The organism is Klebsiella sp. G-Nf4, from assembly GCF_002810615.1.
In the GTDB taxonomy this organism is placed as follows: Bacteria; Pseudomonadota; Gammaproteobacteria; order Enterobacterales; family Enterobacteriaceae; genus Klebsiella; species Klebsiella variicola.
In genome coordinates, this window is sequence record NZ_PION01000005.1 from 224886 (window position 1) to 240976 (window position 16091).

General features: G+C 58.4%; 9 protein-coding genes. 3 read left to right on the forward strand and 6 right to left on the reverse strand.

The annotated features are described in order from the left end of the window. Positions 1-5: 5 nt before the first annotated feature. The 6 genes from dmsA to lrp all read right to left on the reverse strand — a co-directional run bounded on the left by dmsA (position 6) and on the right by lrp (position 10968). Positions 6-2444, reverse strand: coding sequence for a dimethylsulfoxide reductase subunit A (gene dmsA, locus CWM57_RS12850; RefSeq protein WP_100631471.1), 2439 nt, complete (start codon positions 2442-2444; stop codon positions 6-8). 200 nt (positions 2445-2644) lie between these two features. Next, positions 2645-3937, reverse strand: a complete 1293-nt coding sequence (gene serS / locus CWM57_RS12855) for a serine--tRNA ligase (protein WP_049003789.1) — start codon at positions 3935-3937, stop codon at positions 2645-2647. Between the two features lie 91 nt (positions 3938-4028). Next, positions 4029-5372, reverse strand: coding sequence for a replication-associated recombination protein RarA (gene rarA / locus CWM57_RS12860; RefSeq protein ID WP_061155190.1), 1344 nt, complete (start codon positions 5370-5372; stop codon positions 4029-4031). Positions 5373-5380: 8 nt separating this feature from the next. Beyond that, positions 5381-5992: an outer membrane lipoprotein chaperone LolA gene (lolA, locus tag CWM57_RS12865; RefSeq protein WP_061155191.1), complete on the reverse strand. Its 612-nt coding sequence runs from the start codon at positions 5990-5992 to the stop codon at positions 5381-5383. 122 nt (positions 5993-6114) lie between these two features. Next, positions 6115-10338: a DNA translocase FtsK gene (ftsK, locus tag CWM57_RS12870; RefSeq protein WP_100676009.1), complete on the reverse strand. Its 4224-nt coding sequence runs from the start codon at positions 10336-10338 to the stop codon at positions 6115-6117. A 135-nt stretch (positions 10339-10473) separates the two neighbouring features. Then, positions 10474-10968: a leucine-responsive transcriptional regulator Lrp gene (gene lrp, locus CWM57_RS12875; RefSeq protein ID WP_000228469.1), complete on the reverse strand. Its 495-nt coding sequence runs from the start codon at positions 10966-10968 to the stop codon at positions 10474-10476. 532 nt (positions 10969-11500) lie between these two features. Between lrp and trxB the strand changes: the two genes are divergently transcribed. From trxB to cydC, 3 genes are all read left to right on the forward strand, one after another. Continuing rightward, positions 11501-12469, forward strand: coding sequence for a thioredoxin-disulfide reductase (gene trxB, locus CWM57_RS12880; RefSeq protein WP_100676010.1), 969 nt, complete (start codon positions 11501-11503; stop codon positions 12467-12469). 114 nt (positions 12470-12583) lie between these two features. Next, entirely contained in the window at positions 12584-14350 is a 1767-nt protein-coding gene (gene cydD / locus CWM57_RS12885) for a heme ABC transporter permease/ATP-binding protein CydD (protein ID WP_100631469.1), read from the forward strand. Further along, positions 14351-16072 (forward strand): heme ABC transporter ATP-binding protein/permease CydC, encoded by a 1722-nt coding sequence (gene cydC, locus CWM57_RS12890; RefSeq protein WP_100631468.1) that lies wholly within the window; start codon positions 14351-14353, stop codon positions 16070-16072. It abuts the gene before it with no gap. The last annotated feature ends 19 nt before the right edge of the window (positions 16073-16091 follow it).

A 16091-nucleotide genomic window follows, 5' to 3' on the forward strand; every position in this document is an offset into this window, starting at 1 on the left:
ACTCCTTACAGCTTTTCAACCTGGACGAGGTTGGTATGCGACGGGTTCCCCTTCGCCAGCGGCGACGGACGCTGGGTGGTCAGCACGTTGATGCTGCCCGCCTGATCCACCCGCGAAGCGTCCGGGTTATACCAGGCCCCTTCCCCCAGCGCGACAACGCCCGGCATCATGCGCGGCGTCACCTTCGCTTCGATATGCACTTCACCGCGGTCGTTGAAGATGCGAATGCGATCGCCGTTGGCAATACCGCGCTTGCGGGCGTCGATCGGGTTAATCCACATCTCCTGCCGACAGGCGGCCTTCAGCACATCGACGTTGCCGTAAGTTGAGTGAACGCGCGATTTATAGTGGAAGCCGGTCAGCTGTAGCGGGTATTTCGCTGTCAATGGATCGTTGTAGTTTTCGAAGCCCGGGGTATAGATAGGTAGCGGATCGATAACATCCCCTTCCGGGAGTTCCCAGGTAGCCGCGATTTTCGCCAGCGCCTGCGAGTAAATTTCGATCTTGCCCGACGGCGTGGTCAGCGGATTGGCCTGCGGATCCTCGCGGAAGGCTTTGTAGGCCACATGGTGTCCTTGCGGATCGCGCTGCTTATAAATGCCTTGCTGGCGGAAGGTGTCGAAATCTGGCAGATCGGGAATCGCTTTCTGCGACTTCTCATACAGATAGCGCATCCAGCCTTCCTGGGTACGGCCTTCGGTAAACTGCTGCTCCACGCCGAGGCGTTTTGCCAGCTCGGTGGTCATCTCATAGATGGTTTTGCATTCGAAACGCGGCTTGATGGCCTGATCGGCAAAGATGACGTAGGACATGTTGCCGCAGGAGGCATCCAGCGCGAAATCCATCTGCTCGGAGGCGGTGCAGTCCGGCAGCAGAATATCGGCGTATTTCGCTGACGAGGTCATATGGCAGTCGATGACTACGATCATCTCGCACTTCTTGTCGTCCTGCAGGATCTCATGGGTACGGTTGATCTCAGAATGCTGGTTAATCAGGCAATTGCCCGCATAGTTCCAGATCATTTTGATCGGCACGTCGAGCTTATCTTTGCCACGAACGCCGTCGCGCAGCGCGGTCATTTCCGGACCACGCTCGATAGCGTCGGTCCACATAAACATCGAGATACTGGTCTGAACCGGATTCTCCAGCGTCGGCATGCGCTCAAACGGCAGGCTGTAGGAGCCCTCGCGCGCGCCGCTGTTGCCGCCGTTGATCCCGACGTTACCCGTCAGGATAGCGAGCATCGAGATAGCCCGGGTGGCGATTTCGCCGTTGGCGTGACGCTGCGGCCCCCAACCCTGGCTGATATAGGCCGGTTTGGCGGTGGCAATTTCGCGCGCCAGTTTAACAATGCGTTCGCGCGGAATACCGGTAATCGTCGAGGCCCACTCCGGCGTTTTGGCGATACCATCAGCGCCCTGGCCAAGAATGTAAGCTTTGTAGTGACCATTGGCTGGCGCACCGGCGGGCAGCGTTTTCTCGTCGTATCCCACACAGTATTTATCGAGGAACGGCTGATCGACCAGGTTTTCGGTGATCATCACCCACGCCAGACCTGATACCAGCGCCGCATCGGTCCCGGGGCGAATCGGGATCCATTCATCTTCGCGTCCGGCGCCGGTGTCGGTATAACGTGGATCGATAATGATCATCCGGGCATTGGATTTCTGCCGCGCCTGCTCAAGGTAGTACGTCACCCCGCCGCCGCTCATCCGTGTTTCGCCTGGGTTATTGCCGAACAGCACCACCAGCTGGCTGTTTTCAATATCCGACGGGCTATTGCCGTCGGCCCAGCCGCCGTAGGTATAATTGAGGCCCTCGGCAATCTGCGCCGAAGAGTAATCGCCGTAGTGGTTGAGATAGCCGCCGCAGCAGTTCATCAGGCGAGCAATCAGCGTTTTCCCCGGCGGCCAGGAGCGTGTCAGCGTGCCGCCGAGCGTGCCGGTGCCATAGTTCAGGTAGATGGATTCGTTGCCGTACTCTTTAATCAGCCGCTGCATATTGCTGGCGATGGTATCGAACGCCTCTTGCCAGCTGATTTGCTCGAACTTGCCCTCGCCGCGTTTACCGACGCGCTTCATCGGGTACTTCAGGCGATCCGGGTTATAGACCCGGCGACGCATCGAGCGACCACGCAGGCAGGCGCGAACCTGATGCAGGCCATCATAGTTATCGTCACCGGTATTATCGGTTTCAACGTATTTAATCGCGCCATCCACCACGTGCATGCGCAGCGGGCAGCGGCTGCCGCAGTTGACGGTACAGGCGCTCCAGACCACCTTCTCGCTGGCGGGAGCCGGTGTATCGGCGGCATGCGCCATACGGGTAAAGGGTAATGTTAGTGCGTTGCTGGCCAGCGCCAGGCCGCCTATTGCCGTGGTTTTCATTAAACCACGGCGGCTTACCTCAGCAGCCAGTAAAGCATCGGGGGCTTTAATTTTCATGGATACTCGCTTTGGTTGCTCACAATAAACTGACAAGCGCTATATAGTCATATATATATTGCTTTGAAATATTATTGGTTTTTTATGCTGATTTAATCCAAAGGGAGTATCACTGCATTCGTAGAATGGATTATTGCCCGGTATCAATAAGGGCGTAAAAAAAGCGCCCGCAGGCGCTTTTAAAAGAGAGGAAGAAAAAATTACCCGATATATTCGAGGCCACGCATATACGGGCGCAGAATTTCCGGGATTTCAATACGGCCATCGGCCTGCTGATAGTTTTCCATCAGCGCCACCAAGGTACGACCTACCGCCAGACCAGAACCATTCAGAGTATGAACGAGACGAGTCTTCTTGTCGGACTTACTGCGGCAGCGAGCCTGCATACGACGCGCCTGGAAATCCCAGACGTTAGAGCAGGAAGAAATTTCACGATAGGTGTTCTGCGCCGGAACCCACACTTCCAGGTCGTAGGTTTTGCAGGCACTGAAGCCCATATCGCCGGTGCACAGCGCGACCTTACGGTACGGCAGACCCAGCAACTGCAGCACTTTCTCGGCATGGCCGGTCATCTCTTCCAGCGCCGCCATGGAGTCTTCCGGGCGCACGATCTGCACCATTTCAACTTTGTCGAACTGGTGCATACGGATCAGACCGCGGGTGTCGCGACCATAGGAACCGGCTTCAGAGCGGAAGCACGGCGTATGGGCGGTCATTTTGATCGGCAGATCGTCTTCGTCGATGATTTCATCGCGCACCAGGTTGGTCAGCGGCACTTCCGCCGTCGGGATCAACGCGTAGTTGCTGCTGTCGGCTTCTTCTTCCAGCGGACGAGTATGGAACAGGTCGCCTGCAAATTTCGGCAACTGGCCGGTGCCATACAGCGTGTCCTGGTTCACCAGGTACGGGACATAGTTTTCGCTATAGCCATGCTGTTCGGTGTGCAGATCCAGCATGAACTGGGCCAGAGCGCGGTGCAGACGGGCCAGTTGGCCTTTCATCACTACAAAACGCGAACCAGTGAGCTTAACGGCGGCGGCAAAATCCAGCCCCCCGTGCATTTCACCCAGCGTCACGTGATCGCGCACTTCGAAATCGAACTGGCGCGGCGTACCCCAGCGGCTAACTTCAACGTTGTCGTTTTCGTCACGGCCAACCGGCACATCATCATGGGGAATGTTCGGGATCGCCAGGGCAATATCGCGAATTTCCGCCAGCAGCGCTTCCAGTTCGGATTTTGCGGCATCCAGCTGTTCGCCAAGCTTGTTCACTTCCAGGCGTAATGGCTCGATATCTTCCCCGCGCGCTTTCGCCTGGCCAATGGATTTCGATCGGGAGTTGCGCTCCGCCTGCAGGTTTTCCGTTTGCACCTGCAGAACTTTACGACGCTCTTCAAGCGCGCGAAGTTTATCTACATCCAGCTTAAAGCCCCGGCGTGCCAGTTTTTCTGCGACTGCGTCTGGCTCGGTACGCAGCAGATTGGGATCGAGCATGCTTATCCTGTGCTTATCGAATTAAATAAAGAAAAGTGGCCGCAGACTACGACCACGGAAATAGTGTAATAACCTTACCGCAACGCCTCAATTAGCGGTAGCGTTTTATCGGGCTATTTTGATCCTGTTCAGCGAGCCAGGCGAGCTTTTCGCCAATTTTGCCCTCAAGCCCCCGGTTTGTCGGGTGATAATAGCGCGTTTGCGCCATTTCCTGCGGGAAGTACTGCTCGCCAGCGGCGTAGGCGTTGGGTTCGTCATGAGCGTAACGATACTCCTGCCCGTAACCCATTTCTTTCATGAGTTTGGTCGGCGCATTGCGCAGATGCACCGGAACGTCATAGTCAGGACGATCGCGGGCGTCGGCCAGCGCCGCTTTAAAGGCGGTGTAGACGGCGTTGCTCTTCGGCGCACAGGCCAGATAGACAATGGCCTGGGCAATTGCTCGTTCACCCTCTGCTGGCCCGACGCGGGTAAAGCAGTCCCACGCCGAAATAGCAACCTGCATCGCCCGTGGGTCGGCGTTGCCGACATCTTCCGAGGCAATCGCCAGGCAGCGGCGGGCAACGTACAGCGGGTCGCCACCGGCAGTGATGATCCGCGCGTACCAGTAAAGTGCCGCATCCGGCGCGCTACCGCGCACCGACTTATGCAGGGCGGAAATCAAATCGTAGAACCGGTCGCCTTTGTTATCAAAGCGCGCGCTGCGCTCGCCGGCGATCTCGGTCAGCAGTTCCGCCTTCAGCACCCGCTTGCCCGAGTCATCGCTCTCGGCCATATCGGCCATCATTTCCAGGGTATTCAGCGCCCGACGCGCGTCGCCGTTCACCAGTTCGCCGATGGCCTTGCGGGTCTCATCCGGCAGAATAATATCCTGCCCACCGTAGCCGCGGGACTTATCGTTCATCGCCTGGTCAAGCACCCGCTCGATATCGTCGGCGGTCAGCGATTTCAGTAAGTAGACGCGCGCACGGGAGAGCAGCGCTGAGTTAAGCTCAAAGGAGGGGTTTTCGGTGGTCGCGCCAATAAAAGTGATGGTGCCGTCTTCAATATGGGGCAGAAAGGCATCCTGCTGGCTTTTGTTGAAACGATGCACTTCGTCAACAAACAGGATGGTCCGTCGGCCAGCGTTGCGGTTTTGCCGCGCGCGCTCAATGGCTTCGCGGATCTCTTTGACCCCTGAGGTCACCGCCGAGATCCGTTCGACATCGGCGCTGGCGTAGCGGGCAATCACTTCCGCGAGGGTGGTCTTGCCGGTGCCCGGCGGCCCCCAGAGGATCATTGAATGCAGGTGCCCGGCTTCAATCGCCCGCGGCAGGGGTTTACCCGGCGCCAGCAGGTGCTGCTGGCCAATATACTGCGCTAAATTTTCTGGCCGCATACGAGCGGCCAGAGGTTGAAACGCGTTGTCGGAAAAATCGAGCGACAGATTGCTCACTTTCGCCTCTACTTACGTTGATCGTCCACCGTCACCCCTTTCGGCGGCGTAAAGGTGAACTTAGATGCGTCGATTGCGCCATTCTGCTGCGACTTCAGCTGATAACTGCTGCGCTGATCATCCTGCTCGACGGCGCTGAACTGGTGGATGGTGCCATCCCGACCGACGTTGATCGTGAACTGCTTCAGGTTACCGCTGCCACTTTTCGGCGTCAGCACAAAATCATCACCGTTTTGTTTGATATTGTACTGCTGCCAGTCGCTGGACTGGTTGCGGGCAATCAGCATAAACGGCGTGTTGCTGGTAGCATCTTTCAGCCAGGTCGCCGTGGCCTGCTCAACAAACGGGTTGTAAAACCACAGTGTTTTACCGTCAGAGACGAGGACGCTCTCGTCCGGCTGGGTCATATGCCAGTTAAACAGGTTCGGACGTTTTACCCACAGGTCGCCCTGACCGTCCTGGACGGCGTTACCGCTGCCGTCAGTGACTTTCTGCGTGAAGCTGGCATGGAAACTGCTCACTTTATCAAGACGGCTTTTTAAGTCACTGGCCGCATCTGCCCAGACCTGGCTGACGACCATACCAGACAGTAATGCACAGGTGATTGCGAGTTTTTTCATTGTTATTCCTTAATGTGCGTCACTCCCGACGCGGGAGCCTCTTCTGTCCCTAATGTAGGACCGCTGAAGGCGGCGGAACAGAAGAATTGGCTGATTTTGCGCTTATTTACCCAACTTTGCACTCATTCAAAGGGCGGCGGTGCCAGCACTTCGCGGTTACCGTTATGGCCCTGCTCGCTGACGATCCCCTGCGCTTCCATCTGTTCAATAATGCGCGCTGCACGGTTATACCCAATGCGGAATTGACGCTGTACGCCGGAAATCGATGCTTTGCGCTTCTCAGTCACAAAGTTGACCGCCTGATCGAACAGCGGATCCAGCTCTTCACCGCCGTCTAAGCCACCACCGCCACCTTCACTTTCGCTGTCGGAGGTAATGCCATCGACGTACTGCGGACGACCGCGGGCTTTCCAGTCCTGAACCACGGCGTGGACTTCCTGGTCGCGCACAAACGCCCCGTGGACACGCACCGGCGTGGTAGAGTTCGGCCCGGAGTAGAGCATATCCCCCATACCCAGCAGCGATTCCGCGCCGCCCTGATCGAGAATGGTACGCGAGTCGATTTTACTCGATACGGTAAAGGCGATGCGCGTCGGGATGTTGGCCTTAATCAGGCCGGTAATGACATCCACTGACGGACGCTGCGTCGCCAGCACCAGATGGATCCCCGCCGCACGCGCTTTTTGCGCCAGACGGGCAATCAGCTCTTCCACCTTCTTGCCGACAGTCATCATCAGGTCGGCGAATTCGTCCACCAGCACCACAATGTACGGCAGTTTTTCCAGCACCGGATGCACAGCATCCATGCTGTCGCCCGGCTTCCAGTACGGATCCGGGATCGGCCGCCCCATGCGTGCAGCTTCAGCGATCTTCTCGTTATAGCCCGCCAGGTTACGCACGCCCAGCGCTGACATCAGCTTGTAGCGGCGCTCCATCTCGTTGACGCTCCAGCGCAGCGCATTGGCGGCGTCTTTCATGTCAGTGACCACTTCCGTCAGCAGATGTGGAATACCTTCGTAGACCGACAGCTCGAGCATTTTCGGGTCGATCATAATGAAACGCACATCTTCCGGCTGCGCTTTGTAGAGCATGCTGAGGATCATGGCGTTCACACCGACTGACTTACCGGAACCGGTAGTACCGGCAACCAGCAGGTGCGGCATTTTCGCCAGGTCGGCCACCACCGGGTCGCCAGCGATGTCTTTACCCAGCACCACGGTCAGCGGCGACGGATTATCGCGGAACTTGGTATTGTCGAGCACTTCACGCAGATAGACGGTCTGACGCTTTTTGTTCGGTAATTCCAGGCCGACATACGGTTTGCCCGGGATCACTTCCACCACGCGCACAGCAACCGTTGACAGCGAACGCGCCAGGTCCCGTGACAGATTCGAGATCCGCGCCGCTTTAACACCTGGCGCCAGATTGAGCTCAAAGCGGGTGATCACCGGGCCTGGTGAGTAGTTGACGACATCCGCTTTGATACGGAAATCGGCCAGACGTGCTTCTACCAGCCGCGCCATCTGCTCTAAAGCAAAGGTGTCCACCGGTTCGACTTCACTGGGCGGTGGCGTTAACAGATCCAGCGACGGCAGCGGCGTGGTCGGTCTTTGCAGCGGACGGCTATCGCCATTACGCATCAGCAGCGGGTGGATCAAGCTCTCCTGCGGCGCAGGCGCAGCAGGCTGATACCCCTGCGGGGCAACCGGTTGTTGCTGCTGCACTGGCTGCGGCGCAGTCTGGTAAGACTGCGGCTGCGGCGGCACTGGCTGATGGTGTACAGGCTGATGCTGCGCAGCTTGATAACCCTGCTGCGGAGCGGCTGCCGGTTGTTGATAGTGCGGGGCCGGTTGCTGCGGCTGGACTTCCGGTGTCGGCGTAAACAGCGGCTCGCTCGGTCCGTCATTGACCAGCGTCTTCATTGGTGAAAATTCATAATCCGCCGGCGAGAACGGGTTCGCCCCCGGCGGCTGCTCAGCGGCGTAGCGCTGCTGCTGGGTGGCAGCAAACTGACGCGCCAGCTCCGCTTCCGCCGCAGTGTCGGCGTCATCGTCATCAGTCGCGTTATCGTCTTCCCAGCGATGACCATAGCGCTGCTGCTGGGTGGCGGCGAACTGGCGGGCCAGTTCATCCTGCTCCAGAACGTCGGCTTCTTCATCAGAGAGCAGCTCATCGTCATAATGAGGATCGCGTTCCGCCTGCCGCGCACGCTGTTCAGCCTCCCGTTGCGACGGTAGCTTGATGCCGTATGAGGCCAGCTCCCGACGCGTCGGCACACGAACGCGATTTGGTCGTGGTAATTTCGGACCGATGCCTTCTTTCACCTGAACCCGCGGTCCGCCGGACGCCGGGCTGAACAATGGCGCAGCCGCAGCGGATGCGGCAGTCGCCGACGTTGCTGCCGCCGCGCCGCCGCTGGCGGCCGTTGCCTGATGCACCCCTGCCGCGACCGCAGAGACCACCGTTGTCTCCACTGGCGGTTTGGACGGGGCGGCTGGCGGCGTCAGCGGTTTAGTGGCGATCGGGCTTTCCGGCTCCGGAATAGGCTGATACCAGGAGGCCAGCAGCTCACGTTCACGTGCCCGCTTCTCTTCGACTTCTTCGAAGTAATAGAGCGGTGGACGTTTCACCTCTTCCGGCGCAACCTCTGGTTCTGGCTCCGGTGACGGAACTGGCGCGCTTTGCGGCTGATACGCTGCTGGCTCAGGCTGATACGCCTGCGGTGCAGGTTGACCGCCATGCGGATCGTAAGTCGGCTGCTGATACGGTGCCGGCTCAGGCTGATACGCCTGCGGCGCTGGCTGACCGGCATGAGGAGCATAAGCAGGCTGTTGATACGGCGCCGGCTCAGGCTGATACGCCTGCGGAGCAGGTTGCCCGCCATACGGATCGTATGCCGGCTGCTGATATGGCGCCGGCTCTGGCTGATACGCCTGTGGAGCAGGTTGCCCGCCATACGGATCGTATGCCGGCTGCTGATACGGCGCCGGCTCTGGCTGATACGCCTGCGGCGCAGGATGCCCGGCATGCGGATCGTAAGCCGGCTGCTGATGCGGCGCGGGCTCTGGCTGATACGCCTGCGGCGCCGGCTGACCGGCATGAGGAGCATAAGCAGGCTGCTGATACGGCGCCGGCTCAGGCTGGTACGCCTGTGGCGTCGGCTGACCGGCGTGTGGATCGTAAGCCGGCTGCTGATACGGTACCGGTTCTGGCTGGTACGCCTGCGGCGGGTAACCAGCTTCCGGCTGATAAGCAGGCGCAACGCCCTGATGGCCAGCCGCGGATTCAGCCCACGCCTGTGGCGCGGCAGTGGCCGCCGCCGCTGCGCCCACGGGCTCAGCGATACTATGACCATTCAGCAACGGATCGTAAGGGTCGAAATCTCCAGGGCGCGCGGCGCTGGCACCGGAGAACAACACATCATCCTCTGCGGGACGCGCGGCGCTGGCGCCGGAAAACAGGACATCGTCAGCGGCGACAGGCGCTCCGCTGGCGCTGTATTGCACCGCCTCTTCCCCGTCATCCATCCGTTTGCCGGAGAAAAGCGCCGCGTCTGTTTTACGTCCCATGGGGTTGGTAAACTTCTCGGCCAGACGCTTACGCCGCGCCAGCGCGCTGCGTAAGATACGGGCACGACGCGACTCCTGCGGGTTTGCCGCTTCGTCTTCATCGTCGTACTCTTCATCGTCGTCTTCGTATTCGCCTTCATCGACCCAAGTATCATCCCGACGGGTACGGTTGCTGGCAAAGGTCAGCACCGACAGGATGCCACCGCCCAATTTTTCCGCAATGCTGACCCACGACCAGCCAGTGAACAACGTCAGACCGGCCGCCCAGATGCACAACAGGGCAATAGTGCCGCCGCTGCTGTGCAGCAGCGGTTGCAGCGTGGTACTCAGCAGGCTGCCGATCACTCCGCCCGAGGCGAAGTACCAGATATCATCGGCGTTAATAGCTGCCAGACCACAGGAGGTCAGGATCAGGGCTAACGCGCCAATGAGGCGCAGGGAAACGGCGAAATAATCAATGTATTCGTCGTTTTCCTGATGCCGCCAGGCAAACCAGCATCCACCGATGATGATCACCGGGATGGTGTAGGCCATGACGCCAAAAATGAAAAAGAGGGTATCGGCAAGCCACGCACCGGGGGCGCCGCCTAAATTATGAATAGGCTCATGCCATGCCGTCTGCGACCAGCTTGGATCCGAGGGATTAAAGCTCAGTAGTGCTGCCATCAGCCAGATGGCGAAGAGGGAGCAAAGGATGAGCATCGCCTCAAGGAGTCGGCGCCCGCTGCTGAGTTTGGTTAGTTTGACTTCTTTGTCTTCGGTGTATTCCTGGCTCAAGAAAGGCTCTCCAGGTATCAGGCTGTTTCCTGCCTGCTGCTAAAACGGACAACAGCGCCGGGTCTCCCCGGCACTGTTGCTGTATGGATTAACAGGAGTGTAATCAAACTACGTCGATTTTGCACCTGTTCCGTGTTAGCGCGTCTTAATAACCAGACGATTACTTTGCTTGACTTCTTCCATCACCACGTAGGTACGGGTGTCGTTTACGCCCGGCAGGCGCAGCAAGGTCTCGCCCAGTAATTTACGATACGCTGACATATCCGGTACGCGGGTTTTCAACAGATAGTCGAAATCACCGGAAACCAGATGACACTCTTGAATTTCTTCAAGTTTTTGCACTGCGGCGTTAAATTGCTCAAACACATCCGGCGCGCCACGATTCAGAGTAATCTCAACAAATACCAGAAGTGATGCATCCAGATAATGCGGGTTGAGCAGCGCCGTATAGCCCTGAATAAAACCCTGTCTTTCAAGACGACGCACGCGCTCAAGGCAAGGCGTCGGAGAAAGTCCCACCCGTTTAGAAAGCTCGACGTTAGAAATTCGCCCATCTTTTTGCAATTCATTCAGGATGTTACGATCAATGCGGTCGAGATCTTTGCCAGGGCGCTTCTTGCTATCTACCATTATTATTGTCTCTCTGTATTCCTTCCCTACTCCTGTTCCGGCTCTGTGCCTTCACTGCCAGAGCCCATCCTGTTATTACCCGTACGACAATGGGTAACCCAGGGGTACGTGAGAAGCCCGTTGCCTGACGGCAGTCACCGACATCACGCATGGCGTCTGTCCACACCATGCGTAGATTTCGTTAACCCGGATAAAAATGGCATTTGCGTGCATGAAAATTCGCCGCACGCTAAATACTGCTTTTCTTCTTCCATGAATGTTTTCGCAAAAGCACAGGGGATTGTCAAAGCAAAACATCGATTTTTAGTACAAGATGCCAGATATTCATCATCCCCCCTGGTTGATTCTCATTTTTTCGTCTTATAATTGTCCCGCTGACAGTAGAAATAGTTATATTCTTTGCCGGTAAAATCGCCAATTCATCGGCGTCTTCTATTGCACACATCGTTAACAAAATCGCTGTGCTCTTTTTTTACGACAACAAATTCCCTACAATCTCTGCCCAATGTATGCCAATTAATATGGGGATCTCATGGGCACAGCCAAACACAGTAAACTGCTTATCCTTGGTTCTGGACCTGCGGGATACACCGCGGCGGTCTATGCCGCACGCGCCAATCTGCAGCCGGTGCTGATCACCGGGATGGAAAAAGGCGGTCAGCTGACCATCACGACGGAAGTGGAAAACTGGCCTGGCGATCCTAACGATCTCACCGGCCCGCTGTTGATGGAGCGCATGCACGAACATGCCGCGAAATTTGAAACGGAAATTATTTTCGACCATATCAGCCGCGTCGATCTGCAAAACCGTCCGTTCCGTCTGACAGGCGATAGCGGTGAGTACACCTGTGATGCGCTGATCATTGCCACCGGCGCATCGGCGCGCTACCTCGGTCTGCCATCGGAAGAGGCGTTTAAAGGCCGTGGCGTTTCAGCCTGTGCGACCTGTGACGGATTCTTCTATCGTAACCAGAAAGTGGCGGTGATCGGCGGCGGTAACACGGCGGTTGAAGAGGCCCTGTATCTGTCCAATATCGCCTCTGAGGTGCATCTGATCCACCGTCGCGACGCCTTCCGCGCGGAAAAAATCCTCATCAAGCGTCTGATGGATAAAGTGGCGAGCGGCAACATCGTGCTGCATACCGACCGCACCCTCGAAGAGGTGACCGGCGACCAGATGGGCGTCAGCGGCCTGCGCCTGCGTGATACCAAAAACAGCGACAACGTTGAGTCCCTGGAAGTGGCAGGCCTGTTCGTCGCCATCGGCCACAGCCCGAACACCGCCATCTTTGAAGGTCAGCTGGAACTGGAAAACGGCTATATCAAAGTGCAGTCCGGGATCCACGGCAACGCCACGCAAACCAGTATCCCGGGCGTATTTGCCGCTGGCGATGTCATGGACCATATCTATCGTCAGGCGATCACCTCCGCTGGCACCGGCTGCATGGCGGCGCTGGACGCCGAGCGTTACCTGGACGGTTTGGCCGACGCTTGCAAATAATCTTTACAAGTCAGTAACAAAGGTAAAGAAGGCGACGAAAAGTCGCCTTTATTTTTGCCGCGATGTAACATTGCCGTGCCCAATATTCCCATAACGATACCTGCAAAGCGCGCAATGAATAAAACCCGTCAACAAGAGTTAACCCGCTGGTTAAAACAGCAAAGTATTATCTCCCGTCGCTGGTTGATGATTTCCCGCCTGCTTGGCGTGGTAAGTGGTCTGCTGATCGTGGCGCAGGCCTGGTTCCTGGCGCGGATCCTGCACCGGATGGTGATGGAAAATATTCCGGCAACCGCCCTGCTGCTGCCGCTGACGCTGCTGGTACTGGTCTTTGTGCTGCGCGCCTGGGTAGTCTGGCTGCGTGAGCGGGTCGGTTTTCAGGCCGGGCAGCATATCCGCTATGAAATTCGCCGTCAGGTTCTCGACCGCCTCCAGCAAGCGGGCCCGGCCTGGATCCAGGGCAAACCGGCCGGCAGTTGGGCAACGCTTATCCTTGAGCAGATCGATGATATGCACGATTATTATGCGCGCTACCTGCCCCAGATGACGCTGGCGGCCTGCGTACCGCTGCTGATCGTTATCACTATTTTCCCGATTAACTGGGCCGCCGCGTTGATCCTCCTCGGCACCGCCCCGCTGATCCCGCTTTTTATGGCGCTGGTTGGGATGGGCGCCGCCGATGCCAACCGGCGTAACTTCCAGGCGCTGGCCCGCCTCAGCGGCCATTTCCTCGACCGCCTGCGCGGCATGGAAACCCTGCGTATTTTTCACCGCGGTCAGGCAGAAATCGATAATATTCGCGACGCCTCGCAGGATTTTCGCCAACGCACCATGGAAGTCCTGCGTCTGGCCTTCCTCTCCTCCGGGGTGCTGGAGTTTTTCACCTCCCTCTCCATTGCGCTGGTGGCGGTCTATTTTGGCTTCTCTTACCTTGGCGAGCTGAACTTCGGCCACTATGGCGCGGGCGTCACGCTGATGGCAGGCTTCCTGACGCTGATCCTCGCGCCGGAATTTTTCCAGCCATTACGTGACCTGGGCACCTTCTACCATGCCAAAGCTCAGGCCGTGGGCGCCGCAGACAGCCTGAAAACGTTTATGGAAACCCCATTGACCCAGCTGGAGCGCGGCGAAAAAACCTTAAATGATAACGATCTGATTGGCGTGGAAGCGCGCGACCTGGTGATCAAGTCTCCGGAAGGTAAAGTCCTGGCCGGACCGCTTAACTTTTCACTGCCTGCTGGCGCACGCGTTGTGCTGGTGGGTCAGAGCGGCTCCGGGAAAAGTTCGCTGCTGAACACACTGCTCGGCTTTTTGCCCTACGAGGGCTCGCTGAAGGTCAACGGCGCAGAGCTGCGCGAACTGGACGCCGAACGCTGGCGCCGCCTGTTAAGCTGGGTGGGACAGAATCCCCAGCTACCTGCCGCTACGCTACGGGAGAATGTGCTGCTGGCGTGGCCGGAAGCCAGCGATGCCCAGCTTCGGCTGGCGCTGGATAAAGCCTGGGTCAGTGAGTTTATCGCCCTGTTGCCGGACGGGATCCATACCGCCGTGGGCGATCAGGCGGGTAGTCTGTCGGTAGGTCAGGCGCAGCGTATCGCTGTTGCTCGCGCACTGTTGGTGCCCTGCCGCCTGCTGTTGCTGGATGAACCCGCCGCCAGCCTCGACGCCCATAGCGAACAACGGGTGATGCAGGCCCTGACCCATGCCTCCACCGAGCAAACCACGCTGCTGGTTACCCACCAGCTCGAGGGACTTGCTGACTGGGATGCCGTCTGGGTCATGCAGGACGGACAGATTATCGAGCAAGGCGACTACGCCACGCTGGCCCGCGCCAGTGGGGCCTTCTCGGCGCTGCTGGCCCATCGTCGGGAGGAGATTTAAATGCGCGCACTTTTACCCTATCTGGCGCTCTATAAACGCCATAAATGGATGCTGCTGCTCGGCGTCGTGCTGGCCATCGTGACCCTGCTGGCCAGCATCGGCCTGCTGACGCTCTCCGGCTGGTTCCTCTCCGCCTCAGCGGTGGTGGGTGTCGCCGGGATCTACAGTTTTAACTATATGCTGCCTGCCGCGGGCGTCCGCGGCGCAGCGATTATCCGTACCGCCGGGCGCTACTTTGAGCGTCTGGTTAGCCATGACGCGACCTTCCGCGTGCTGCAGCACCTGCGCGTCTTCACCTTCAGCAAACTGCTGCCCCTCTCTCCGGCGGGGCTGGCGCGCTTTCGCCAGGGTGAACTGCTCAACCGTGTGGTGGCCGATGTCGATACCCTGGATCATCTCTACCTGCGGGTGATTTCACCGCTGGTCGGCGCGCTGGTGGTGATTGTGGTGGTCACCTGCGGATTAAGCCTGCTCGACGTCACTCTCGCGCTGACGCTCGGCGGTATCATGCTGGTCACTCTGCTGGTTATGCCGCCGCTGTTCTATCGCGCGGGTAAACCGGCCGGCGAGAGTATGACGCAGCTGCGCGGTCAGTATCGCCAACAGCTCACTGCCTGGCTGCAGGGCCAGGCAGAGCTGATGGTGTTTAACGCCAGCGACCGCTACCGCGCGCAAATGGAAAAGACCGAGCTCAGCTGGCAGGACGCGCAGCGCCGTCAGGCCGAGCTGACCGCGCTTTCGCAGGCGGTAATGCTGTTAATCGGCGGCATCGCCGTGGTGGCCATGCTCTGGCTGGCGTCCGCTGGCATCGGTGGTAATAGCCAGCCTGGGGCATTGATCGCGCTGTTTGTTTTCTGCGCGCTGGCGGCCTTCGAAGCCCTGGCGCCGGTGACCGGCGCTTTCCAGCATTTAGGCCAGGTAATCGCCTCCGCACGGCGGATTTCACAGATCACCGACCAGCAGCCGGAGGTCACCTTCGTCGAGAGTGAAGCCAGCGTGCCTGCGCAGGTGGCCTTAACCTTCAGGCAGGTTACCTTCCGCTATCCGCAACAGCCCTCCCCCGCCCTGGAGAATATCTCCCTGCAGATTACCGCCGGTGAGCATATCGCCATCCTTGGGCGAACCGGCTGTGGAAAGTCAACGCTGTTGCAGTTGCTCACCCGCGCCTGGGACCCGGCACAGGGAGAGATTTTGCTCAACGGCCAGCCGCTGTCCCAGCTCAGCGAAGCCAGCCTGCGTCTGGCGATGAGCGTGGTGCCGCAGCGCGTGCACCTGTTCAGCGCTACGCTGCGCGACAACCTGCTGCTGGCGGCGCCAGACGCTGACGATGCCGCGCTGTGCACAACCCTCGAGAAAGTGGGGCTGGAAAAGCTGCTGGAAGATGGCGGACTGAACAGCTGGCTGGGAGAAGGCGGACGCCAGCTATCCGGCGGCGAACTGCGCCGGCTGGCGATTGCCCGCGCACTGCTCCACGATGCGCCGCTGATGCTGCTCGATGAGCCGACAGAAGGTCTGGATGCGGCCACCGAAAGCCAGATCCTGCATCTTCTGGCGGAAGTAATGCGCGAGAAAACCGTGCTGATGGTGACGCACCGCCTGCGGGGCCTGGCGCGTTTTAATCAGATAATAGTCATGGACAACGGCCAGATAATTGAGCAAGGTAGTCACGCGGATTTGCTCGCTAAACAGGGCCGGTACTTCCAGTTTAAACAGCGTCTGTAGGCTATTATCTAATTTTTGC

Bases quoted from the DNA above. Each gene is read 5' to 3' on its own strand.
- dmsA (WP_100631471.1), bottom strand. From the start codon at position 2,444: ATGAAAATTAAAGCCCCCGATGCTTTACTGGCTGCTGAGGTAAGCCGC.
- serS (WP_049003789.1), bottom strand. From the start codon at position 3,937: ATGCTCGATCCCAATCTGCTGCGTACCGAGCCAGACGCAGTCGCAGAA.
- lolA (WP_061155191.1), bottom strand. From the start codon at position 5,992: ATGAAAAAACTCGCAATCACCTGTGCATTACTGTCTGGTATGGTCGTC.
- lrp (WP_000228469.1), bottom strand. From the start codon at position 10,968: ATGGTAGATAGCAAGAAGCGCCCTGGCAAAGATCTCGACCGCATTGAT.
- trxB (WP_100676010.1), top strand. From the start codon at position 11,501: ATGGGCACAGCCAAACACAGTAAACTGCTTATCCTTGGTTCTGGACCT.
- cydD (WP_100631469.1), top strand. From the start codon at position 12,584: ATGAATAAAACCCGTCAACAAGAGTTAACCCGCTGGTTAAAACAGCAA.
- cydC (WP_100631468.1), top strand. From the start codon at position 14,351: ATGCGCGCACTTTTACCCTATCTGGCGCTCTATAAACGCCATAAATGG.